This window comes from Caballeronia eucalypticola, assembly GCF_047608185.1.
In the GTDB taxonomy this organism is placed as follows: Bacteria; Pseudomonadota; Gammaproteobacteria; order Burkholderiales; family Burkholderiaceae; genus Caballeronia.
Map to the genome: position 1 here is coordinate 1 of NZ_JBLKRU010000035.1, position 22,588 is coordinate 22,588.

19 protein-coding genes are annotated in these 22,588 nt (G+C 59.5%); 9 read left to right on the forward strand and 10 right to left on the reverse strand.

What is annotated here, in order from left to right; all coding sequences use genetic code 11:
- Window positions 1-531: 531 nt before the first annotated feature.
- The 6 genes from ACMX25_RS29715 to ACMX25_RS29740 form a co-directional block, all read right to left on the reverse strand.
- Entirely contained in the window at window positions 532-747 is a 216-nt protein-coding gene (locus ACMX25_RS29715) for a hypothetical protein (RefSeq protein ID WP_414953525.1), read from the reverse strand.
- Between the two features lie 166 nt (window positions 748-913).
- On the reverse strand, window positions 914-1,699 hold the full coding sequence (locus tag ACMX25_RS29720; RefSeq protein ID WP_414953526.1) for an ABC transporter ATP-binding protein: 786 nt from the start codon (window positions 1,697-1,699) through the stop codon (window positions 914-916).
- A gap of 39 nt (window positions 1,700-1,738) precedes the next feature.
- Entirely contained in the window at window positions 1,739-2,554 is an 816-nt protein-coding gene (locus ACMX25_RS29725; RefSeq protein WP_414953527.1) for an ABC transporter permease, read from the reverse strand.
- Between the two features lie 12 nt (window positions 2,555-2,566).
- Window positions 2,567-3,403, reverse strand: coding sequence for an ABC transporter permease (locus ACMX25_RS29730; protein ID WP_414953528.1), 837 nt, complete (start codon window positions 3,401-3,403; stop codon window positions 2,567-2,569).
- Window positions 3,404-3,432: 29 nt separating this feature from the next.
- Window positions 3,433-4,500 carry an ABC transporter substrate-binding protein gene (locus ACMX25_RS29735; RefSeq protein ID WP_414953529.1) on the reverse strand — a complete coding sequence of 356 codons (1,068 nt, stop codon included), beginning with the start codon at window positions 4,498-4,500 and terminating at the stop codon, window positions 3,433-3,435.
- 90 nt (window positions 4,501-4,590) lie between these two features.
- On the reverse strand, window positions 4,591-5,523 hold the full coding sequence (locus ACMX25_RS29740; RefSeq protein ID WP_414953530.1) for a TauD/TfdA dioxygenase family protein: 933 nt from the start codon (window positions 5,521-5,523) through the stop codon (window positions 4,591-4,593).
- 336 nt (window positions 5,524-5,859) lie between these two features.
- Here ACMX25_RS29740 and ACMX25_RS29745 point away from each other — a divergent pair, with 336 nt between their 5' ends.
- Entirely contained in the window at window positions 5,860-6,075 is a 216-nt protein-coding gene (locus ACMX25_RS29745; protein ID WP_414953531.1) for a hypothetical protein, read from the forward strand.
- Window positions 6,076-7,106: 1,031 nt separating this feature from the next.
- On the opposite strand, the gene ACMX25_RS29750 is transcribed toward ACMX25_RS29745, so the two are convergent.
- Window positions 7,107-7,775, reverse strand: coding sequence for an NADPH-dependent FMN reductase (locus ACMX25_RS29750; protein ID WP_414953532.1), 669 nt, complete (start codon window positions 7,773-7,775; stop codon window positions 7,107-7,109).
- A gap of 342 nt (window positions 7,776-8,117) precedes the next feature.
- Here ACMX25_RS29750 and ACMX25_RS29755 point away from each other — a divergent pair, with 342 nt between their 5' ends.
- From ACMX25_RS29755 to ACMX25_RS29790, 8 genes are all read left to right on the forward strand, one after another.
- Window positions 8,118-9,152 (forward strand): methionine ABC transporter ATP-binding protein, encoded by a 1,035-nt coding sequence (locus ACMX25_RS29755; RefSeq protein WP_414953533.1) that lies wholly within the window; start codon window positions 8,118-8,120, stop codon window positions 9,150-9,152.
- On the forward strand, window positions 9,142-9,795 hold the full coding sequence (locus ACMX25_RS29760; protein ID WP_089160441.1) for a methionine ABC transporter permease: 654 nt from the start codon (window positions 9,142-9,144) through the stop codon (window positions 9,793-9,795). Before ACMX25_RS29755 ends, ACMX25_RS29760 begins: the two co-directional genes overlap by 11 nt.
- 29 nt (window positions 9,796-9,824) lie before the next feature.
- A complete protein-coding gene (locus tag ACMX25_RS29765; RefSeq protein ID WP_414953534.1) occupies window positions 9,825-10,619 on the forward strand; it encodes a MetQ/NlpA family ABC transporter substrate-binding protein in 795 nt (264 codons plus the stop codon).
- A 231-nt stretch (window positions 10,620-10,850) separates the two neighbouring features.
- Window positions 10,851-11,870: an ABC transporter substrate-binding protein gene (locus ACMX25_RS29770; protein WP_414953535.1), complete on the forward strand. Its 1,020-nt coding sequence runs from the start codon at window positions 10,851-10,853 to the stop codon at window positions 11,868-11,870.
- Between the two features lie 70 nt (window positions 11,871-11,940).
- Window positions 11,941-12,930, forward strand: coding sequence for a quinone oxidoreductase family protein (locus ACMX25_RS29775; RefSeq protein ID WP_414953536.1), 990 nt, complete (start codon window positions 11,941-11,943; stop codon window positions 12,928-12,930).
- A 116-nt stretch (window positions 12,931-13,046) separates the two neighbouring features.
- On the forward strand, window positions 13,047-14,339 hold the full coding sequence (gene tcuC, locus ACMX25_RS29780) for an MFS transporter (RefSeq protein WP_414953537.1): 1,293 nt from the start codon (window positions 13,047-13,049) through the stop codon (window positions 14,337-14,339).
- Between the two features lie 149 nt (window positions 14,340-14,488).
- Entirely contained in the window at window positions 14,489-15,166 is a 678-nt protein-coding gene (locus ACMX25_RS29785) for a response regulator (protein WP_414953538.1), read from the forward strand.
- Complete coding sequence (locus tag ACMX25_RS29790; RefSeq protein WP_414953539.1) at window positions 15,156-16,511, forward strand: sensor histidine kinase; 1,356 nt, start codon at window positions 15,156-15,158, stop codon at window positions 16,509-16,511. Before ACMX25_RS29785 ends, ACMX25_RS29790 begins: the two co-directional genes overlap by 11 nt.
- Window positions 16,512-17,493: 982 nt before the next feature.
- Here ACMX25_RS29790 and zwf read toward each other — a convergent pair.
- The 3 genes from zwf to ACMX25_RS29805 form a co-directional block, all read right to left on the reverse strand.
- The gene (zwf, locus tag ACMX25_RS29795; RefSeq protein ID WP_414953540.1) at window positions 17,494-18,969 is read right to left on the reverse strand and encodes a glucose-6-phosphate dehydrogenase; all 1,476 of its coding nucleotides are present in this window, start codon (window positions 18,967-18,969) and stop codon (window positions 17,494-17,496) included.
- Between the two features lie 241 nt (window positions 18,970-19,210).
- Window positions 19,211-21,016 carry an EAL domain-containing protein gene (locus tag ACMX25_RS29800; RefSeq protein ID WP_414953541.1) on the reverse strand — a complete coding sequence of 602 codons (1,806 nt, stop codon included), beginning with the start codon at window positions 21,014-21,016 and terminating at the stop codon, window positions 19,211-19,213.
- A 196-nt stretch (window positions 21,017-21,212) separates the two neighbouring features.
- Window positions 21,213-22,583 (reverse strand): GntT/GntP/DsdX family permease, encoded by a 1,371-nt coding sequence (locus ACMX25_RS29805; protein ID WP_414953542.1) that lies wholly within the window; start codon window positions 22,581-22,583, stop codon window positions 21,213-21,215.
- Window positions 22,584-22,588: the final 5 nt, after the last annotated feature.

Consider the following 22,588-nt stretch of genomic DNA (forward strand, 5'->3'; position numbering starts at 1 on the left):
TGAGGCCTAACCCGGCAAATAACAATGCAAATTGATAGCTAACTCGCGAAGTACCACGGCGGCAAATACGCGTGAGGCCGTGCGGGTTTCCTTGGCACGGGTGCTAGCCCGAGAGCGTACGGGGCGAAGCGTTTTACTGTCAGGATTCGCGAGAAGGAGGGTTTCACACATCCGGTGCTCTTGCGAGCACCGTGCTTTTGGGGCACCCATGAAATGGAACTGCACGCTGTGGACACTTAGGGTAGAGCGGTGAAAGCGTTTTCTTTGCTTCGTTTCTTTTTCGCTTTGGAAAAAGAAATGACGTGCCGCCACGCACAGTGGCTAATAGTGATAAAGAAATCAGCCAAGATATAACCTGCGAAGACCTGAAAAGCAGCAACCCGGCAATGAACCAGACCGCTAGCGCAGATCCCGTGCAACCCGGCATTGAATCCGACCGCCAACGCAAGAACCTGACCCCAACCCCGAATCCCGCCCACAACCTCAGAACCGCGCCCCCATCCACCCCTGAGTGCGAACGAAAAACCTGTTTCATGTACGCACCCTCCGCCGATTATCGATCCACATGCGAGCCCAGCGAGCAGCATAAGCAATGGCGAGATCGGATTCGAAGAAATAGTCGAGGGCATCGAACACATAAGCCCGCTTCTGCAGCGACGCTTCATCCTGAATCACGAGATTGGCGGCGAACAATCCGCTTGGCAGCGCTTGTGCCGCGGGAGCGACTTCATAACCCTTGTAATGCATGCTTGTTTTACCTCCGGTGCACAATGCAGTGACTTGCATATGCACCAGATTAACCAGCCTCTTAAAACAAGTGAAACAAGCATTTGGCAAAAGCAAACCCATCGACGCCAGGGATTAGAAAGAAGAAAACGCTGCGAAGCATGCGCTCATGAGGACACGCTTTCAGTCAAGCAGCCGCGTCTTGCGGCACGCTGAAGTCCGACAGTATTTCATCTCGCAAACGCACGAACGCGGCGTCGCTACGATTGCGCGGCCGTTGCAGGTCCACCTTCACCACCTTGCCAATCCGCCCCGGCCGCGCCTGCATGACCACCACGCGGTCCGCGAGGAACACGGCTTCATCAACGTCATGGGTGACCAGGATCATCGTGATCCGCTCGTGCTCCCAGATGCGTCGTAACTCGTTTTGCAGACGGCTGCGCGTGAGCGCGTCAAGTGCGCCGAACGGTTCGTCGAGCAGCAGCAACTTCGGCCGGTTCACAAGTCCGCGCGCAATAGCCACGCGTTGCGCCATGCCGCCCGAAAGCTGATGCGGATGATGCTTTTCATAGCCCTTTAACCCCACCAGCGCAATATGCTGGGCAACCGCACGTCGATTCTCTTCCTTGCTACGCCCCGAGTTCTTCAACGCCACCGCAATGTTCTGCTCCACGTTGAGCCACGGAAAAAGCCGGTGATCCTGAAACACGATACCCCGCGCAAGATCAGTCGTGCGGATGCGTTCGCCGCTGAATTCGATGTCGCCATCGAACTGATCGTCGAGCCCGGCAATCAGGCGCAGCAGCGTCGACTTGCCGCATCCACTTGCTCCCACGATAGCCACGAACTCGCCGCTTTTAACCTGCAGGTCGATGCGATCGAGTACAGGCACTGAGCGGTCATCGCCGGCAAAACGCTTCGTGACGTGATGCAGGTTCAGCTCGCTTGTCTGGGTAACGGAAACAGTCGCCATGATGTTATGGACTCTTTATGAAAGATGGAAAATTCTCGATCAAGCGGCCGGATCGCGGAACCAGCGTTGCTGGATGGCACGGGCTAGCGCATTCAACGCCCACCCGGTAATGCCGATCACGATCACGCCAAACACCACGAGGTCCATGCGGAACTGTTCGCTGCCATCGACCAGCGTGTTGCCGATGCCGCTCCCCGCGACCAGCAGATACTCCGCACCGAGCGTCGCAAGCCACGAATAAATCAACGCAAGATAAATGCCTGTGAAGATGGACGGCAACGCAGCGGGAAGCACGACATATCTGACCGTTTGCAACTTGCTGTAGCGAAACACGCGGGCAACATCGAGCAGTTCAGGTGAGACCGCCCGGATACCATCGCTGGTATGCGCAACCACGGGCACGAGCGCAGCAAGCGAAAGGAAGACGACCTTCGCGACATCGCCGAGACCGAACCATACCGAGATCAACGGTATCCATGCAAACAAGGAGACTTGCTTGAACGCATTGAAGCTGGGTCCGATCAGCCGGTTCGCGAAGGGTGAGACACCAAGCAGCGAACCCAGCAAGAGCCCAAGGCTTGCGCCAAGGGTGAAGCCTGTCAGCTCGCGGGCAAGCGATGCGGAGAGCGCGCGCCACAGCGCACCAGTTCTCGCTTGATCGATAGCCGTGTGCAACACCTGAGCGGGCGAAGTCATCATGCCGTGCCCGGCGACTACGTGACGTGAGACGAACCACCACGCGAAGAGGGCGGCAACCGGGATGACCCAGGCGCGCCAGCGTCCGTCTTTGCCCGGGTCATCCGGCGCTGCAATAGCCCCGGAGCCGGTTTCAAGTTCAAGAGACGGCGTGGACATGTCGATACTCCTTCAGGCGAGCCGCGTGGGCGATAACTTGTGTTCGAGAAGAGTCAGCAAGCGATCAGCGGCATACCCAATTGCTCCCACGATCAGCACCGACGCCAGCACCAGGTCAAGCTGGAACAGCTGCCGTCCATACACGATCAGATAACCGAGCCCTTCCGATGATGCCACCAGTTCGACCACGACCAGCGTAAGCCATGCCTTTGTAAAGGCGAGGCGAATACCCGTTCCGATGACCGGCACGGCCGAGGGCAGGATCACGCTGAAGATGGTCTGTCGGCGTGAGTATCGAAAGACTCGGGCAACGTCGAGATAGGCGGCCGGGGTCCGGCGAAATCCCTGCAGCGTGCTCAAGGTGACGGGCACGAGCGCGGCATGCCCGATCAGCAAATACTTCAACGGCTCGCCTATTCCAACCACGATCATGAGAAACGGCAGCCAGCCCAGCACCGGCACCTGCACGACAGCATTGAAGCTGGGAAGGATGTAAGCCTCGGCTGTGCGCGACAGTCCCAGCCACGCGCCGAGCAGCAAGCCGAGCACGACGCCACCCGTGAAGCCCACCGCGATCCGCGACAGGCTCGCGCCAATGTGCATCCACAGTTCGCCACTGCTGGCGAGGCCGGCGAGGGTTTCGAAGACGAGCGTAGGCGACGGCAGGATCTGCGGCGAGATCCAGCCGTAGTGTGAACCGAGGACCCACAATACAGCCAACGCCACGGGCACGAGCCACGGCAACGCGATCCAGCCAAGCGATCGCACGACGCTCGCGGTGTGACCGTGGTTGCCATCGAGCGAAACCCGTTGGCCTGGATTCAGAGTGCGAGCGATGCTGTTCGCCATGACCGGATTCTCCAGAAAAATTCAAGCGTTCACGATGCCAGCGGCTTGCCGGAGGGATCGAAACGGGGCCAGTAGTTGTCGAGTTTCAGCGTCTTCAAGGCCTGATCGAGATACTTCGGTTCGAACCAGCCATTCACGCTCACGGGCTGACGGATCAGGTTCAGGCGCAGCGCGTCGTCGGCCACGGCCTGATAGCGCGCCACAATAAACGGATCGATCAACGGCGAGGTGCGGTCCTTGAGCGTCTGGTTTGCATACTCGGATTGCCACGATTCCAACGGCACGCCGCTCTTCGCCCACAGCGTGAAGAGCGCATCGCGATTGGCTTCGTCCGATGACCACTGAGCCGCTTGTACGACCGACGTCACGACTTTCTGCACGATGTCGGGATGGTCATGCTCGAAGTCGTCGAGAACCAGCAGATGCGATTGACGCGTGAACTGCAGGCCGCCGTCGCGCGACGCGTAGATGATCTTCGCGAGACCTTGCCGTTGCAGTTTGAAGAGCTTGAAGTCGAGGAAAACCGCATCCACGCCCTTCGATGCAAGCGCGGCTTGCGAGGCAGCTTCGTCGAGATTGATCACGCGCAGATCGCGTTCGGAAAGGCCATTCGCTTTCAGGACGTTATCGACTACGAGTTGCAGGTTGGTGCCGCGAAAGATGGCGACGCGCTTGCCCTTGAGATCCTTGATGCCCTTGATGTCGGAGTCGGGCGGCACGGCGAGATAGACGCCGGTGCGCACGCCCGATTCGACCAGCAATTTCGTTTTGAGGCCGTTTGCTCGGCCGAGTACGGCGGGGAGATCGCCCTGATAGGCGAAGTCGATCTGATGATTCGCCAGCGCTTCGTTGACGGCGGGCCCGGCGCCTTTGAAGAACAGCCATTCAACCTTGACGCCATCGGGTTTGAGCGCATCTTCCGTGCTGTGCTGCAATTGGGCCGTCGCTGCCGGCGAGCCCCCGAACACGGGTGGATCGCCGTAACCTTGCGTCGCCACGCCGATGCGGACAACAGCAGGCGCGGCGGCCAGGGCACTCGTGGCGGCAACCATGCCCAGCGTGACAATGAGGGAATGCAGAAGAGAACGTGGGGTCATCGAGTTCGCGGGGGAAGGGGTGAGAACGGCAGCGCAGCGTGGCCGCGTTGCCGAAGGTCGAAGGTCGAATGTCGAATGTCGAATGCAGGATCAGTTCAGCGCAGGCGCACCACGCAACGCGCGGCTGCGGCGGCCGTCGATACCCACGGGCACATCACCATGCACCGTTGCGCGCCGGACGACGCGCCGCGCGCTCTCGTCGTAATCCGCTACGGCGTAGTGCTGAGTTGCCCGGTTGTCCCAGATCGCTACGTCACCCTGCGTCCAGCGCCAGCGCACTGTGTTTTCGAGGCGCGTCACGTGGTCGTGGAAAAGCTCTTTCAGGCGATCGGAATCGCGCTGTGACAAGCCGACGAAGCGCTGTACGAAATGTCCCAGCACGAGGGTCCGTTCGCCTGTTTCCGGATGCACGCGCACGACTGGATGTTCGGTTTCATAGACCGTCGACGTGAACTGTTCGCGATAGGCCAGCTCGGCGTCGGTGGCGGGCGCGCTGCGGGTCGCCGCGTAGTCGTAGGTATTCGTATGAATAGCCCACAGGGAGTCCGCCAAGGCACGCAGCGGGTCCGGCAGACGGTTGTAGGCCTCAGCAGTGTTTGCCCAGACCGTATCGCCGCCAGCGGGCGGAATCACGACGCCTCGCAGGATCGAGATCTTTGGATACGCTTCGACGAAGGTCACGTCCGTATGCCAGGAGTTGGCGCGCGTGCCGTTCTTCGAATCGAGTTCGAGCAGCAGATTGCTGCCGGCAACCGATGGCACTGTTGGATGCGCGACGGTTTCGCCGAAGCGGGAGGCGAACGCTTCCTGCGCGGCGTCGTCCAGATGCGACTGGCCGCGAAAGAAGATCACCTTATGCCGCAGCAACGTGGCGTTGATTGCTGCGATGGTTGAGTCGGCGAGATCCGGCCCGAGGCGCAAGCCCCGGATTTCGGCGCCAATCCGGCCACCCATTGGATGGACGTCGAGGTCCAGCGCGGTTGAGGATTCGACGGCAATGGCAGGCGTGGCGATGAGGGTCATCGGGTGCTCCTTGGGGAATCGTTGTGTATTTGTATGCTTGCGCGCTGGACAGGTGGCAGACACAGCGGCGTTAAATTGAAGCATCCGTGCGCGGGCGCGGCAACGAAGCGATTGGACTTTGCTTTACACACCGGACGTGGGTCGTTTATGAAGGACCCTCGATGAAATGCCGTGAAGCGCTGGCTTAATTGGTTTGGAAGTTGTGGGGATGGATCGATACGTTTCTATTCATCATCAGATATGCAAATGAATAAAAGATGGTTTCGGTATGTCCGGGATTGTCCTACCTTGTACTTAGCGGGTAGGCCGTACCGGAAGCGTTCAAGGAGAACTGCGATGTCTGAACCGAAAGCCATTTTTAGGAACTGGGGCAGTGAGGTGCTGCGGCACTGGCGTGAGCGGCGGACGCTTGCTGCGGATCAATCGCACGGGGCGGCGCGGGAGCCTTATGACCTTGAGAGGATAGCGACGTGTGCGTGCAGCGGGTATTTCCATACGGGTTACGCGTTGGATCCGTTTGTTTTTACGCCGGAATTGCCGTTTAGGGATTAGATGGTGGTTTTTGCTCGCAGGGGGAGGTTTGCTGGCGCCGGTGGACCGGGGAGGTTTGCTGGCACGATGGGTCCAGGTTTTGTTATTCGAGTGCCAGGTTTCTGCGTTAGCGGTCGGGGTCAATGCCGGGTTGTTGCTTTCCAGGCTAGTGGTTTACTTAGGCTCGCTAATCTCTTTATCACTATTAGCCACTGCGCGTGGCGGCGCGTCATTTCTTTGTCCAAAGCGACAAAGAAACGAAGCAAAGAAAACGCTTTTAACCACGCTACCCTAAGTGTCCACAGCGTGCAGTTTTGATTCATGGGTGCCCCAAAAGCACGGTGCTCGCCAGAGCACCGGATGTTTGAACCCCTCCTTCTCGCGAATCCTGACAGTAAAACGCTTCGCCCCGTACGCTCTCGGGCTAGCACCCGTGTTCCACGAACCCGCACGGCCTCACGCACTCTTATGGGTGCGGTTCTTCGCGGGTTAGCTGCTCCGGTTTGCGCTGTCATTTTCGGGGGTTGGGCCTTACGCATTCTGCAGCCTCGTTTCTTGGCGGGTTATAGAGATGGTTCGGCATGCATACAAATTTGGAGGTTGGTTTTCCGCGGATAGCGCGGGGTGCTCCTTGGGCAGGTTCAGTCGCTAGTGCTAGCCCGAGAGCGTACGGGGCGAAGCGTTTTACTGTCAGGATTCGCGAGAAGGAGGGGTTCAAACATCCGGTGCTCTGGCGAGCACCGTGCTTTTCGGGTACCCATGAATCAAAACTGCACGCTGTGGACACTTAATTTTTAGAGAGGTGAAAGCGTTTTCTTTGCTTCGTTTCTTTGTCGCTTTGGACAAAGAAATGACGCGCCGCCACGCGCAGTGGCTAATAGTGATAAAGAAATCAGCTAGCACTAAACCCGCGAAGACCTAGAAAGCAGCAACCCGGCATTGACTCAGACCTGCAACCCAAGAACCAGGCAGCCCGACCGACCCCAGAACCACACCCCGGCCAAACCCATCGCGCCAGCAAACCACCCCAGTCCACCGGCGCGAGCAAAACATCACCGTGAAATGGTCCCCGACCCCTGACGCAAATCCAGATCACTCAACGCATCCCGCGCATTAAACGCCAGCGCGAACTGCGCAGCCTGCCGCCCAACTGTCGCCAACTGCTCCGCCACTTTCGGGTCCGAGCAAGAATCAATCGTCTCGAAGCGGGTCTCCAGCGAATTTACAGCAGCCCCGTACGGTGTCGGCCATCCCCGCAACGCATGCACGATCGAACGCAGCGACGTAAGCACGGCACCACCGCCTTGCCATCCATAAGCCGTCACCACGCAACCCACAGCGCGGCCGTCGAGGTACGGACGCTTATCGTCGCGAAGCTCCTCAAGCGTATCAAGCGCATTCTTGACTAGCCCCGACACCCCGCCGTGATACCCCGGCGTTGCAATAATCACTGCATCCGCTTCGCGCACCGCCTCGATCAGTTCGAGCTGTTCCGCCGTGCGTTCGCCATGTTCCGGCGCAAAGTGCGGCAGCGAGTGCAGGAACGTTCCGCCAAACAGGCGCGTGCGCGCACCATCGGCTTCAGCACCTTTCAGCGCGATGCGAAGGGCGCGTTCAGTCGACGAAGCCGCGCGGGTCGTGCCGCCAATGCCGACCACGAGCGGCCGGCGAAATTCAAAGCTCTTCAACGAAATACTCCCAGGAGTGCAGCGGGGCCGCATTTGGCGCACAGTTCGTACGCAAGAACGCCGCAGCGTATTTGGTGACGCGATCACACGATCGCCACGCATGGATCATGCCGCCATCTTATCCACCGATTTTGCGCGATGGAACCGAGCTTTGCTTGAATCGATATGAGCATTCCATATTTCGACCCGATCCAATGCCCACGCCGGCCCCGCCCCGTAACCTACATACGGATAAGTAATTAGCCTTGCGCAATAGATTATTAAGCCGCGACGCGGGTTACGTTAAACTTTCGCCTCTCGCGAACCAGGGATGAACGGCGGTCGGCTGCCCGAGCACACTCGCTCAACGGGAAGTCCGCCGCTTTTTTTGTTTACATGATCGAAATACGCAATCTGTCGCAACGCTTCGCAGGCCCAAAAGGCTGGATCGAAGCGCTGCATAATGTCAATTTGACGATTCCGCCCGGCGAAGTATTCGGCATCATCGGCCGTAGCGGCGCCGGTAAAAGTACGCTGGTCCGCACCATCAACCTGCTGACGCGGCCAAGCGAAGGCAGCGTGATCGTAGACGGCCGCGACCTCACCACGCTGCCCGCCGCGCAATTGCGCACGGCACGCCGTGACATCGGCATGATCTTCCAGCACTTCAATTTGCTGTCGTCGCGCACGGTGTTCGACAACGTCGCGCTGCCGCTCGAACTTGCCGGCATGAAGCGCAGCGAGATCGAATCCACCGTGTTGCCGCTGCTGGAACTCGTCGGGCTGACCACGCAAAAAGATCGTTATCCTGCCCAGATCAGCGGTGGCCAGAAGCAACGCGTCGGGATCGCCCGGGCGCTCGCCAGCAAGCCCAAAGTGCTGCTCTCCGACGAAGCCACGTCCGCGCTCGATCCCGAAACCACACGCTCCATTCTTGATCTGCTGCGCAAGATCAACAAGGAACTCGGCCTGACGATCGTGCTGATCACGCACCAGATGGACGTGATCAAACAGGTCTGCGATCGCGTGGCGGTGCTCGATGCCGGCCGCGTGGTCGAGGAAGGCAATGTCGTCGATGTCTTCATGCAGCCGCATCACGAAGTCACGCGCGCGTTGATCGGCGATGTGATCGCGCACGAATTGCCGCCAGCGCTGAAGCTGCGCGTGGCCGAGCGGTTGAAAACCGGCAGCGGTCATTTGTTGCGGCTCGCGTTCACCGGCTCCGGCGTCGACCAGCCGATTCTTTCCGAAACAATCCGCCGCTTCGAACTGGATTTCAACATCCTCCACGGCCAGATCGACGAGATCCAGGGTCAGGCATTCGGCTCGCTGGCGGTGCTCGCGGCCGGAAAGCCGGCAAACGTGGCCGAGGCCATTGCGTATCTGCGTGAACAAGGTGTGGTGGTAGAGGAGATGTCCCATGTTGAGTGAAATGTTCGATATGTTCGTCCAGTCGTTCTGGGAAACGCTCGTGATGGTGGGCATTTCCGGACTGGTCGGCGCGGCTTTGGGGCTGCCGCTCGGCGTGCTGCTTTATCTCACCGACCGCGATGGCGTATTGCGTAATCTCGCGGTGAACCGGGTCATGGGCGGCGTCGTGAATGCAGTGCGCTCGACACCGTTTATCATTCTGCTCGTCGCGGTAATCCCGTTCACGCGGCTGGTGGTGGGCTCGTCGATCGGGACCATGGCGGCAGTCGTACCGCTGACGATTGCAGCTGCACCGTTCATCGCGCGATTGGTGGAAACCGCGTTGCGCGAAGTCGATCGCGGCCTGATTGAAGCAGCGCAAGCGATGGGCGCAACCACTAGCCAGATCGTCTTCAAGGTGTTGTTGCCTGAGTCCCTGCCGGGCGTGGTTGCCGGTTTGACGATTACGTTTGTATCGCTGGTCGGGTATTCGGCCATGGCCGGTGCGATCGGCGGCGGCGGTCTGGGCGACCTGGGCATTCGCTACGGGTATCAACGATTCTTGCCGGAAGTGATGCTGACCGTGGTGGTGATCCTGATCGTCTTCGTGCAACTCGTGCAGTCGTTCGGCGACTGGCTCGTGCGCCGTCTCAGTCACAAATAAGTCTCTATATAAAGCTCAAAGGGTAGTCCATGCAACGTCGATTCATTCTCAAGCTGGCCGCTGTTTTCAGCGCAACGGCATTGCTCGCTAACGTCGCGCAAGCCGACGAAACCATCAAGGTCGGCGTGACCGGCGGTCCGCACGCGCAGGTAATGGAAGTGGTAAAGCAGGTGGCCGCGAAGAATGGCCTGAACATCAAGATTGTCGAATTCGCCGATTATGTCCAGCCGAATGCGGCGTTGGCATCGGGTGATCTCGATGCCAACAGCTACCAGCACGCGCCGTATCTCGATGCACAGGTGAAGGACCGCGGCTACAAGCTGATCAAGATCGCCGATACCGTCACGTTCCCCATGGGCATCTATTCGAAGAAGTTCAAGACGCTGGCAGAGTTGCCGGTGGGCGCGCGCATCGCCGTGCCGAACGATCCGACCAACGGTGGGCGCGCGTTGTTGCTGCTGCAAAAGAACGGCTTGCTGAAGTTGCGCGCGGATGCGGGCTTGAAAGCGACGCCGCTTGATATCGTCGATAACCCGCGAAAGCTGAAGATCGTCGAACTGGATGCTGCCCAAATTCCGCGTTCGCTCGCCGACGTCGACGCCGCCGCGATCAACACGAACTTCGCGATGGAAGCCGGGTTGAAGCCGAAGCAGGACGCGATCGCGATTGAAGATCCGAACGGCCCGTACTCGAACATCATCGCGATTCGTGCGGTCGACAAGGACAAGCCGTGGGTGGCAAAACTCGTGGCCGCCTATCACTCGCCGGAAGTGAAGCAGTTTATTGAAGCGAAGTATGCGGGTGCGGTGATCGCGGCCTGGTAAGTCCGGGCTCAGGCAAGACGCCGTAACAAAATCATGCGCGCTCTCTCCCTTACGGGTTGGAGCGCGCAGTCGTTTTAGCACGGCCAAAATCACGCCCATTCAGCCCGCCAAGGGTAAACGCCGATATTTTTCCACCCTGGCAGAAAGCAGGCAGAAGGCTTTGCCTTCTTATACTGGCGGCACATTAGAACAAGATGCCGGATTGCCACGGATAGAAGGAGACGTTTTTCGATGCAGTTTTCCCACCGCTTTTTCACGCTCGCTTGCACCCTGGCCGCGCTTTTGTGCGGCACGCCCGCTCATGCGGAAAAGCTGACGCTGATGGCGGGAGGCACCTCCAAGATCGTCTACCTGCCTTTGATCCTTGCGTCGCAACTCGGCTATTTCAAGGACGAAGGGCTCGAATTCGAGATCCTGTCGCAACCGGCCGGCGTCGATACCGCGACGGAACTCCTCGCCGGCGCGATCCAGGGTGCGGTCGGTTTCTACGATCACACCATCGACTTGCAGAGCCGCGGCAAGGACGTTGAAGCGCTCATGGTGTTCAGCAAAAGCGCGGGGCTGGTCGAGCTGGTATCGAAGAGATCCGCCGCAGGTTTCAACACCATGGCCGACGCGAAAGGCAAGACGCTGGGCGTGACGGGACTGGGTTCATCGACGAACTTCCTGACGCACTATCTCGCGGCCCGCGCCGGGTTGACGCCGAAGGAATACTCGGTGTTGCCGGTGGGTTCTGACGACAGTTTTATCGCGGCGTTGAATCAGGGCGGTATCGATGCCGGCATGATCGAAGAGCCGGTCGCCAGCCGGCTGCTCGCCAGCGGCGACGCGAAGGTGCTGGTGGACATGCGCAGCGCCGCGGGCACGGTGGCGGCGCTGGGCGGCCCGTATGCCGGCCCGTGTTTCTACGCTCAACGGAGCTGGGTCAACTCGCACCCCGACGAAGCGCAGAAGCTCGTACGCGCCATGGTGCGCTCGCTCGCGTTCATTGCGAGCCATAGCGCCGAAGAGATAACGGCCAGGGTGCCAAGCGATTTTTACGGGCCGGGACAGGGCAAGGCGCTGTATATCAGCGCGCTCAGGTCCTCCATGCCCATGTTTACGAAGGACGGCCGGATGCCGGACGGAACGCCCGCAGCCGTGCTGAAGGTGCTCACGCTCGCCAACTCGTCGATCGATCCGCGTCATATCGATCTGTCGAGGACCTACACGAACGAGTTCGTGGACCATGTGCAGCTCGGCGCGAAGTAGCAACGAAACAATAACGCGAAGGCAACAACGTGGAACCGGCAACCCATTTCCCCCTATTCGAAGCGATGCAATGAAAGCGATACGCATAGAACAGTATGGCGGACCCGAAGTGCTGATTCATCAGGATATCGAAGTTCCTCAGCCGGGGCCGGGAGAAGTGCTGGTCAAGGTAAGATGCGCCGGTGTCAACTTCATGGATATCCATACACGCCAGGGTAAATACAAAGCGTCGCGCACGTACCCCGTGAGCATTCCCTGCACGCTTGGCATGGAAGGTTCCGGCGATGTAGTTAAAACCGGGGCGGGCGTGACGTCGTTCGAATTGGGAGAGCGGGTTGCGTGGTGCATATCGTGGGGCGCTTATGCGGATTACGCGGTCGTGCCGGCCGCGAAGCTCGCGCGAATCCCCGACGCAATTCCGTACGACCTCGCCGCTGCCGCGATCTTCCAGGGATCGACTGCGCATTACCTGATCGACGATGTCGGCCATGTCAGCGCGGGCACCACGTGCCTGATCCACGCGGCGTCTGGCGGTATCGGTCAGTTGCTGGTGCAGCTTGCCAAGCGTCGCGGCGCGACGGTGTTTGCCACCACCAGCAGCGAGCAGAAAGCGGACATTGCCCGCAAGCTCGGTGCGGATCGCGTGATGCTTTACGACGATGGACACTTTGCTGACCTTGTGCGCGAAGCGACTGGCGGCCGGGGCGTGGATGTGGTCTACGACGCGGTCGGCCGCACGACGCTGCGCGACAGTTTCCGCGCTACGCGCGTGCGCGGACTAGTCGTGAACTATGGCTCGGTGTCGGGTTCATTGAACGACCTCGATCCCATTGAACTGGGTGAAAGCGGATCGTTGTTCCTGACGCGTCCGAGGCTGGCTGATCATCTGGCCGACGCGGAAACGGTCCAGCGCCGCGCCGACGATGTCTTTGCGGCGTTAGCCGACGGCTCGCTGAACATTGCCATCAGTGCCCGCTATACGCTCGATAACGTTGAAGAGGCGCATGCCGAACTTGAGGAGCGCCGCCAGTTGGGCAAGTCGGTTTTGATGATTGGATAAGTACCATCAATGCGTCCGTCGCAGCCGCGCCGGTCGTTGTTAATTGTTGTTGAATGCAGTGACTGTTGTCGTTATTTTTGCGCCGGCACACCGCATCCTTTGAGAAGGTCAAGTTCATGTCCTCACACGCTATGTCTCCAACCGATTCGAAATTCAAGTCGGTATTTCGGGTTGTCAGCGGCAATTTCCTCGAAATGTACGACTTCATGGTCTACGGCTATTACGCCTCGGCCATCGCCAAGACCTACTTCCCGAGCGGTAACGAATTCGCGTCGCTGATGCTTGCGCTGTCCGTGTTTGGCGCCGGATTTTTGATGCGTCCGATTGGTGCCATCGTGCTCGGTGCTTATATCGATCATCACGGACGACGCAAGGGTTTGATCCTCACGCTCGCGATGATGGCCGCTGGCACTTTGCTCGTCGCGGTGATTCCGGGGTACGCGACCATTGGCGTGTTGGCGCCGATCATCGTGTTGCTCGGACGTCTGCTGCAAGGCTTCTCGGCCGGCGTGGAACTCGGGGGCGTGTCGGTGTATCTCTCCGAGATCGCGACCAAGGGCAACAAGGGCTTTTATTGCTCATGGCAGTCCGGCAGCCAGCAAGTGGCCGTCGTGTTCGCTGCGTTGATCGGCGTGAGCATGAGCAAGATTTTGCCGCCTGACCAGATGACGTCGTGGGGATGGCGCGTGCCGTTCATCATCGGCTGCCTGATCGTGCCGTTCCTGTTCATCATTCGCCGTTCGCTGCAGGAAACCGATGAATTCCTCGCGCGCAAACACCACCCGAAGATGGCTGAGATCATGAAGTCGATGGTCTCGCACTGGGGCATCGTGCTTGCCGGCATGGGCATGGTCATCATGACGACCGTGTCGTTCTACATGATCACGGCTTACACGCCGACCTTCGGTAAAGAGGTGCTCAAGCTTTCGTCGATTGATGCGCTTGTGGTGACCGTGTTCGTCGGCTTGTCGAACCTCGTTTGGCTGCCGCTCTCGGGTGCATTGTCTGACCGCGTCGGCCGCCGCCCGGTGCTGCTGTTCTTCACGGTACTGACTATCCTCACGTCGTATCCGGCCGTGCAGTGGCTGGTTGCCGATCCGTCGTTCCTGCGCTTGCTGGGCGTCGAATTGTGGCTCTCGTTCCTGTACGGCAGCTACAACGGCGCAATGGTCGTCGCGCTTACCGAAGTCATGCCCGTCGAAGTTCGCACGACCGGCTTCTCGCTGGCCTATAGCCTGGCGACGACCATCGGCGGATTCACGCCTGCCATCTCCACGTACCTGATTCACGTGACCGGCAACAAGGCGGCGCCGGGTGCATGGATGGCCGTTGCCGCGGTCTGCGGGTTGATCGCGACGCTGGTTTTGTATCGATCGACGGAAGCGCGCGGCCAGTACAAGACCGCGTGACGGGCAGCGCTCAACACCACCGCGCGCATGGCCACGCCCGGGCGATATACACTTCGCCTGAGGGCCGTGGCCCGGCGCGGCGTGAAACGGTTTACGCCATGCGCATGCCGGGCTGACGGCCAATGCCCATGCATAACGCGGTGAATGTGATGAAGCTACTGCTGGTCGAGGACAATGAGGAACTGGCTCATTGGCTCGCTAAGATCCTGGAAGATGATGGTTTTGTGCTCGATCGCGTCAGTGACGGCGACGCGGCCGACCGGTTCCTGCGCACCACGCGCTATGACGTCGTGCTGCTCGATCTCAACTTGCCGAATTTATCCGGCAAGGGCGTGCTGCGGCGGTTGAGAGAACGTGGCGACGACACCCCGGTATTGATCCTGACCGCAAGCGGCTCAGTAGATGAAAAGGTGATTTGCCTGAGCGCCGGCGCGGACGATTACGTCGTCAAGCCGTTCGATGCACGCGAGCTGGTCGCGCGGGTCAAGGTACTGGTGCGGCGTCAACTGCCTTCGCGCTCGAACAGTATGCGCTGCGGCGACCTTTCCTACGATATCGACCGGCGGCAGTTCTCAGTAGCGGGCGACGTTTTAAGCCTGACACCACGAGAGCACGCCGTGCTCGAGACCTTGATCCTCAAGGCCAAGAAGACGGTTTCCAAACCGATGCTTGCCGATTCGCTCGGCAGCTCGACCACCCACACGAGCGAAGACGCCATCGAGATTTACGTCTCGCGGCTGCGCAAGAAGCTCGAGAAAAGCACCGCCACCATCATCACGCTCCGGGGTTTGGGTTATCTGTTGCAAGCCAGCAGCGATGACGAATAGCCTGCGCCTTCGGCTTCTGCTGTGGTTGCTGCTGCCGCTGACGGTCTATGTGCTTGCCGCGGGTTACATGGCCCGCGAGGGCGCGCAGAAAACCGCGAGCCTGATCCAGGACAATGCGCTGCTTGCGTCCGCCCGCGTGATGGCTGGCGACGTGAAATGGGACGACAGTTTCCTGCATGCCGACATTTCTCCGAGCGCTATCGAGATCCTGAGTTCGCCCTATGGTGACCGGGTATTTTTCCGTATCCGCGTGATTGACGGGCCGGCGATTGCGGGCACATCGGATCTCGAGCAAGTCGAGCCCCCGAGTTCACCTGGCTGGTACGACACCGAGATCGATGGTCAGCCGGTGCGGGCAGTTTCCATCATCCGGCCGATGTACGACTCCGGTGAGAGCAAGCGCATTCTTGTTTCGGTGGGCCGTACGGAACTGGAGCGCGATGCATTGGCGACCGAGTTATGGCGGCCGCAATTGCTGCATTTCGCGGAGATCATTGCGATTGCAATTGTGCTGGTGTGCGTCGGCCTGACGTTTGAGTTGCGGCACCTGATGGCACTGACCAATGACGTTCGCGACCGTGCGCCGAACGAACTCGTGCCGTTGCGCTCGGAGCATCTTCAGAGCGAGTTGCGGCCCATTGTGGATGCGATAAACCAGTGCATTGCCAGGATCGAACGGCAGACTGCCATGCAGCGGCGTTTCATTGCGCATGCTGCGCATCAGTTGCGAACCCCGCTGACGTTGCTCGGTGCGCAACTGCAATATGCGCGGCGCCACGATGATCTCGCCACCGTCAAAGAGACGCTTTTTGCCATGCACAAGAGCAATGGAGCGCTGGTGTCGCTGACGAATCAGTTGCTGTTGCTCGCGCAAGCGGAGACTGCTGACTACAGCCATTTCGAAGGTGAGCGAGTCGATTTGCGCGAGGTGGCAACCACCGTGATTGAAGAGCTGGCGTTGCTGGCGCAGCGTCGTGGAATTGAGTTGGCTGCGCAACTTGCCGACGATGCGATCGTACTAGGAAACGCGCGTTTATTATCGGTGCTGGTTTTTAACCTGGTCGATAACGCCATTCGATACACGCCTGCATCGGGGCACGTTATGTTGTTGATCGAGCGGCGCGAGAAGGCGATTGTGCTCGTTGTCACCGATGATGGTCCCGGCATTTCAGCCGATGTCCGTGATCGTGTGTTCGAGCCGTTCTTCAGGGCTTCGGGGGAAGAGGGTAGCGGGCTGGGTCTTGCAATAGTGCGTGAGATCGTGCGGGCGCACAGGGCAAGCATTAGTCTCGATGATGTCCCGGGCGGGACGGGCCTTGCGGTCGAGGTTCGGTTTTTGATTTAGCGGTTAGTGTTGGGCGTGTCGTTCGCACTTGGGGTTTTTGGGGGGCGGGGCTAGGTTCCTGCGTTAGCGGTTCTGGTTCATTGCCGGGTTGCTGCTTTCCAGGTCTTTGCGCGTTATATCTTGGCTGATTTCTTTATCACTATTAGCCACTGCGCGTGGCGGCGCGTCATTTCTTTGTCCAAAGCGACAAAGAAACGAAGCAAAGAAAGCGCTTTTAACAGCACTACCCTAAGTGTCCACAGCGTGCAGTTTTGATTCATGGGTGCCCCAAAAGCACGGTGCTCGCAAGAGCGGAGGATGTGTGAACCCCTCCTTCTCGCGAATCCTGACAGTAAAACGCTTCGCCCCGTACGCTCTCGGGCAAGCACTAGCGACTGAACCTGCCCAAAGAGCGCCCCGCGCTATCCGCGGAAAACCAACCTCCAATTTGTATGCATGCCGAACCATTTTTTAAACCACCCAGAAATGGATCTGCAGAATGCATAAGGCCTAACCCGCAAAATAACAATGCAAACTGATAGCTAACCCGCGAAGTCCCACAGCGGCAAATACGCGTGAGGCCGTGCGGGTTTCTATGGCTAGGGCGCTTGCCCGAGAGCGTACGGGGCGAAGCGTTTTACTGTCAGGATTCGCGAGAAGGAGGGGTTCACACATCCTAAGCTCTGGCGAGCACCGTGCTTTTGGGGCACCCATGAAATGGAACTGCACGCTGTGGACACTTAGGGTAGAGCTGTTAAAAGCGTTTTCTTTGCTTCGTTTCTTTTTCGCTTTGGAAAAAGAAATGACGTGCCGCCACGCACAGTGGCTAATAGTGGTAAAGAAATCAGCCAAGATATAACCTGCGAAGACTTGGAAAGCAGCAACCCGGCATTGACCCCGACCGCTAACGCAATAACCTAACCCCGGGGCATTGACCTCCACCGCCAACCCCGGAACCTAGCCCGCCCGCCCCAAAAACCTGAGTGCGAACGAAAACCCTTCGTTATGCCTCTTCAGCCCAAGCCATATTCTCCCGCGCCATCAGCGCAGAAGACGCGGCCGGTCCAAACGTACCCGCCGTATAAGTGCGCGGACGATCATTCAGTTCCTTCCAGCCATCAAGAATCGGTTCCACCCAGGCCCAAGCCGCTTCGAGTTCATCACGCCGCATGAAGTGCGTCAACCGACCCCGCATGACATCGATCAAAAGCCGCTCATACGCTTCCGCCCGACGCTCACTAAATGCCTGCTGCAGATCCAGATTCAAGTTCACCGGCAACATATGCATGCCACTACCGGGCTCTTTAGCAAGCATCTGCAACTGAATTGACTCTTCCGGTTGCAACTGGATAACCAGCCGATTGCCATAGTTGCGCGGCCCGCTCGGAATAATCGAGAACGGCAGGTCGGCGAAGTCGATCACGATCTCCGATTGCTTCTTCTGCAAGCGCTTGCCCGTACGCAGGAAGAACGGCACGTTCGCCCAGCGCCAGTTGTTGATATGCGCGCGAATCGCGACAAAAGTCTCGGCCCGGCTATCGGACGGCACGTTGTCCTCTTCCATGTAACCCTTGACCGGCTCGCCATCGATCGCGCCCGGACTGTACTGGCCACGCACGGTATCGCGGGCAATATCGGAGACCGTCATCTTGCGCAGCGAACGCAGCACCTTGAGCTTTTCATCGCGCACGGCATCGGGATCGAGCGATACAGGCGGCTCCATGGCCACAATGCACAGCAGTTGCAGCAAGTGGTTCTGCACCATGTCGCGCAGTGCGCCAGTCTGATCGTAGAAGCCCGCACGACTGCCGACGCCCACGGTTTCCGCCACGGTGATCTGCACGCTCTTGATGTACGGCGCCTGCCACAGCGGACCGAAGATCGCGTTGCCGAATCGCAGGACCATCAGGTTCTGCACCGTTTCCTTGCCGAGATAATGGTCGATGCGATAAATCTGCGCTTCAGCAAAATGACGGCCAACCGATGCATTGATCGCTTGCGCCGACGCAAGGTCATGACCGAGCGGTTTTTCCAGCACGACGCGCGCATTGCCGTCGACGAGTCCGGCAGCCGAGAGGTTGTCGCAGATGGTCGTGAACAGGTCCGGCGCGGTCGCGAGATAAAACACGCGGCACACGTCCTTACGCGCAACTTCCGCGAGCCCCAAATAGTCGTGCGCCTGATCGATGTTGATGCGCACGTAATCGAAGAGCGCCAGGAACGAGTCCCAGGATTGCGGGTCAAGCGCCTTCTCGTCGACAAAGGGTTTCGACTGCTCTTCCACGAATTGCACGTACTGCTCGCGCGACCAGTCGCGTCGGCCGATCGCGATAATGCGCGTTTTCGGCGGCAGATTGCAGTGCAAATGCGCCATGTAAAGAGCGGGCAAGAGCTTGCGTGCGGACAGGTCGCCGCCGCCGCCGAAGATGATCATGTCGACGGGAAGATCGGACGCGGCTAAGTGGGTTTGATTGGTCATGGTGCGTAGGAAATCGCGAGTGTGCAGTCAGAATTGCGCTCCGCGGAGCGGGCCGTTTACGACGCTAAGTATGTCGTTATACCAGTTACGCTTTAAACGAGCATGGTTCCCACATGACGCGCGGCGCGGCGGTTCACGATCGCCGGACAGGTTGAAAAAAACGTCCGACCGGTCGGGGATTCATGCAACGGCGTGCATGTAAAGGTAGTGTAAGCGTGCGGTTCGCGCCGCGCTGGCGTGATCAGACCGACCGGGGATGCGCAAAATCGATTGCGACAATCCCGGTCTTTTCTTTTTTGACACGACGCTTGGCGACTGCGGCTACCGCGCCTATTTCTTCGCAGATGCGCGCCGTTCCGGCAGCCACCTTGACTGCACCAACTGACATGGTCACGAAGCCGAAGAACTGCCGGTGCCGGCTCCGGTCTTCGCTGTAGATGCCGCCCGCAAGGCGGTCTTCCGGCGAGTAAAAACGTTTGACGTCTTCATTGAAGCGGTGAATGGCCTGCAGGCTGCGACTGCGCCAGTCCGCGCTTTGAAACAGTATCAGGAAGTCATCGCCGCCAATATGGCCGAGAAAATCGCACCCTGGTTCGCAGACCGATCGTAACGCGGCGGCCGCCGCCTTGAGCACTTCGTCGCCTTGCCAATAACCGTAGCAGTCATTGAATGGCTTGAAGTCGTCGAGGTCGACGTAACACGCAACGAAGTCGAGACCGTTGCCGATCAACCGCTCGACATGCGAATTGATCGGCACGTTGCCGGGAAGAAACGTCAGCGGATTGGCATAACGCGCCGCTTCCAGCCGGATGTCCGTCACGGCGCGCACCAATCGCTCGCCGGTCGCGAGTCCCACGTAGCGGCCTGCGTCGGTGATGATGAGACCATCGGAGAGATAACGCAGGTCGTCGTTGGCAAGCATGTGCGCGACCTGTTCCAGCGTGGCATATCGTTCGACCACCAGCGGCGCCGGATTGGCAAACTGGAGGCAGGGGCGCTTGCCGAAAAGCTCGCGATGATATGGCAGCGCGTACTGGTCCATGAACGCGCGGCGATTGATCAGCGCGACTGGCCGCCCATCGTCGATGATCGCAACCGCGTGCAACTCCGGCGCCACGTTGAACAGGTCGACTACGTGATCGTTGCGTGCGTCCAGCGGCAACGAGGGTGCGAGAATCAGCATTCGGTCGAGTTCGAATCCGTTCGCGCCGGACTCACGATGCGTGTGCGTATGCGAGGGGTAGACGGTGATCCGCGACGACCGCAACAAGTGCTGGATAGGCGCGGGCAACGCACGGCTTGGCAGTGCCGCCGGGCGCCCCAGCAAGAATCCTTGCCCATACGTAATGCCCAGGTCGCGGACGATTCCCAGATCGGCCGGCCGCTCGATACCCTCTGCAACCAGCTCGGCGCCGCTGGCTCTTGCAAACGCGAACATCGCTTTGACCGCCTCGAATTTCAGCGGATCGAGCGCGATGTTGTCGATGAAAAACCGGTCGATTTTGACGTAGTTGGGTGCGAGCCGTACCCAGAGATTCATGCTCGCATTCGCGCTGCCGTAGTCGTCGAGTGCGAACGCGGCGCCGCTCGTGCGTAACGCACGAACGGTCGCATCGAAACGATCGAGGTCGGCAATGACGCTCTGCTCGGTCAATTCGATCACCACGCGTTCGGGCGCAAGTTCGCTTGATCCGAGCAGACTGGCAATGCCGTTGTCTTCGCCCACGCGCGCATCTATGACGGCGGCGCTCGCGTTGACGAACAGCAGGCCGGCGCCATGGAGGCGCGCAAAGGACTCGCAACAGACCTGTGCCGCCGCAATCTCCAGCCGATGTGCCGCGCCTTCCTGCTGCGCCTGTGCGAACAAGCCGCGCGGCGTCTCGAGCCAGGTGTCGGCCGGACCGCGGATGAGACCTTCATGTCCTGCAATCTCGCCATCGGCAAGGCGCACGATTGGCTGGAATACCGCCCATAACGCACGATCGGCAATCAACGCGTCGACGGTTGACGGCGCGCCGTGGGTCACATGGAGGGTAGAGAATTGCATTGGAGTCCCGTTGAGCTGATTGGCTTAACGGCGCGACACTGGACTAGTTGAATGAACCCTTGATGACGAGACGCACCAGGGAGGTGCGACCTTGCAGATTGTTAGCTAGTCCTAGTCTTTACTCCGGTGCACTTGCACGCGTGCACCGGATTTGAAACGTCATGAGGCAGGCGTTCCATGCACTTGCCGCGCTGCTTCAGATCACCATCGACAGCCCAAGCGTGAACACCAGCGCGGTCACCGAGATGATCGTCTCGCACACGGTCCAGGTCTTGAACGTCTGCGTCACGGTCATGCCGAAGTACTCCTTGACCAGCCAGAAACCGCCATCGTTCACATGTGAGAGGATCAGCGACCCCGCGCCCGTTGCGAGCACGAGCAACTCGGGGCGCACGCCCGTTGCGGTCGAGGCGGCGGCGGCCGCGATCGGCGCGATAATCCCCGCGGCCGTGGCCATGGCAACCGTCGCCGATCCCGTCGCCACGCGGATCAACCCGGCGACCAGCCACGCCAGGATCAAGAGCGGCACGTGCGCGCCTGTGGCGACATCGACTATCGCCTTGGAGGCGCCGCTGTCGATCAGGATGCGCCCAAAGCCAGCTCCTGCCCCCACCACCAACGTGATGCTGGCCGTAGGCGCCAGACACTCGTTCGTGAACTTGAGGATCGAATCGCGATTGAACCCGCGTGCCGAGCCGAACGTGTAGAAACTCAACAGCACCGCAAGCAGCAGCGCCATATCCGGATGCCCGATCAGGCGCAGCACGTCATTGGCCGTCGACTTTGCCGGAGCGATCAGGTCAGCCCAACTGCCCACCAGCATCAGCAGCACCGGCAACAAGACCGTCAGCAGCGTAATGCCGAAGCTCGGCAGTTTCCGCGTGGCGCGTGCGGCATCCTGCTCGATAAACTGCTGCGCCATCGGGTTGACACCCTCGAGCACGACGAACCTGGCGATGAGTTTCGAGAACAGCGGTCCGGCGATAATCGCGGTCGGAATGCCGACGATCAACGCGTAGAAAATCGTGTGGCCGATGTCCGCGTTATAAGCCGTCACAGCCAGCAACGCGGCCGGGTGCGGCGGGATCAATCCGTGCACGACCGAGAGGCCGGCGACCATTGGAATGCCGACGCGGATCATCGACGTGCCGGTACGCTGCGCCACGTTGAACGCGATCGGAATCAACAGCACGAAACCGACTTCGAAAAAGACCGGCAGGCCGACGAGGAACGCGATGCACATCATTGCCCAATGCACATTCTTTGGCCCAAACAATCCGATCAGCGTTTGCGCGATGCGTTCTGCGCCGCCGGATTCGGCCATCATCTTGCCGAGCATCGTACCGAGCCCGACGACGATCGCAATATGCCCGAGCGTTCCGCCTACGCCGGTTTCAAACGACTTGAGGATGGATGTCATCGGCATGCCGACGGCGAGCGCGAGTGCGACCGACACGACCATCAGCGTGATGAACGGATTGAGCTTGAATCGCGCGATCAGCACGACCAGCGCGATGATCGCGACCAGCGCGTAGACGAGTAACAGACTTCCCTGGACAGTCGCCATGGAGG

Coding starts and splice junctions, on each gene's coding strand:
- ACMX25_RS29785 (WP_414953538.1), top strand. CDS start 14,489: ATGAAGCTACTGCTGGTCGAGGACAATGAGGAACTGGCTCATTGGCTC.
- ACMX25_RS29745 (WP_414953531.1), top strand. CDS start 5,860: ATGTCTGAACCGAAAGCCATTTTTAGGAACTGGGGCAGTGAGGTGCTG.
- ACMX25_RS29740 (WP_414953530.1), bottom strand. CDS start 5,523: ATGACCCTCATCGCCACGCCTGCCATTGCCGTCGAATCCTCAACCGCG.
- ACMX25_RS29755 (WP_414953533.1), top strand. CDS start 8,118: ATGATCGAAATACGCAATCTGTCGCAACGCTTCGCAGGCCCAAAAGGC.
- ACMX25_RS29720 (WP_414953526.1), bottom strand. CDS start 1,699: ATGGCGACTGTTTCCGTTACCCAGACAAGCGAGCTGAACCTGCATCAC.
- ACMX25_RS29790 (WP_414953539.1), top strand. CDS start 15,156: ATGACGAATAGCCTGCGCCTTCGGCTTCTGCTGTGGTTGCTGCTGCCG.
- ACMX25_RS29775 (WP_414953536.1), top strand. CDS start 11,941: ATGAAAGCGATACGCATAGAACAGTATGGCGGACCCGAAGTGCTGATT.
- ACMX25_RS29800 (WP_414953541.1), bottom strand. CDS start 21,016: ATGCAATTCTCTACCCTCCATGTGACCCACGGCGCGCCGTCAACCGTC.
- ACMX25_RS29760 (WP_089160441.1), top strand. CDS start 9,142: ATGTTGAGTGAAATGTTCGATATGTTCGTCCAGTCGTTCTGGGAAACG.
- ACMX25_RS29770 (WP_414953535.1), top strand. CDS start 10,851: ATGCAGTTTTCCCACCGCTTTTTCACGCTCGCTTGCACCCTGGCCGCG.
- zwf (WP_414953540.1), bottom strand. CDS start 18,969: ATGACCAATCAAACCCACTTAGCCGCGTCCGATCTTCCCGTCGACATG.
- tcuC (WP_414953537.1), top strand. CDS start 13,047: ATGTCCTCACACGCTATGTCTCCAACCGATTCGAAATTCAAGTCGGTA.
- ACMX25_RS29750 (WP_414953532.1), bottom strand. CDS start 7,775: ATGCGGCCCCGCTGCACTCCTGGGAGTATTTCGTTGAAGAGCTTTGAA.
- ACMX25_RS29725 (WP_414953527.1), bottom strand. CDS start 2,554: ATGTCCACGCCGTCTCTTGAACTTGAAACCGGCTCCGGGGCTATTGCA.
- ACMX25_RS29715 (WP_414953525.1), bottom strand. CDS start 747: ATGCATTACAAGGGTTATGAAGTCGCTCCCGCGGCACAAGCGCTGCCA.
- ACMX25_RS29730 (WP_414953528.1), bottom strand. CDS start 3,403: ATGGCGAACAGCATCGCTCGCACTCTGAATCCAGGCCAACGGGTTTCG.
- ACMX25_RS29765 (WP_414953534.1), top strand. CDS start 9,825: ATGCAACGTCGATTCATTCTCAAGCTGGCCGCTGTTTTCAGCGCAACG.
- ACMX25_RS29805 (WP_414953542.1), bottom strand. CDS start 22,583: ATGGCGACTGTCCAGGGAAGTCTGTTACTCGTCTACGCGCTGGTCGCG.
- ACMX25_RS29735 (WP_414953529.1), bottom strand. CDS start 4,500: ATGACCCCACGTTCTCTTCTGCATTCCCTCATTGTCACGCTGGGCATG.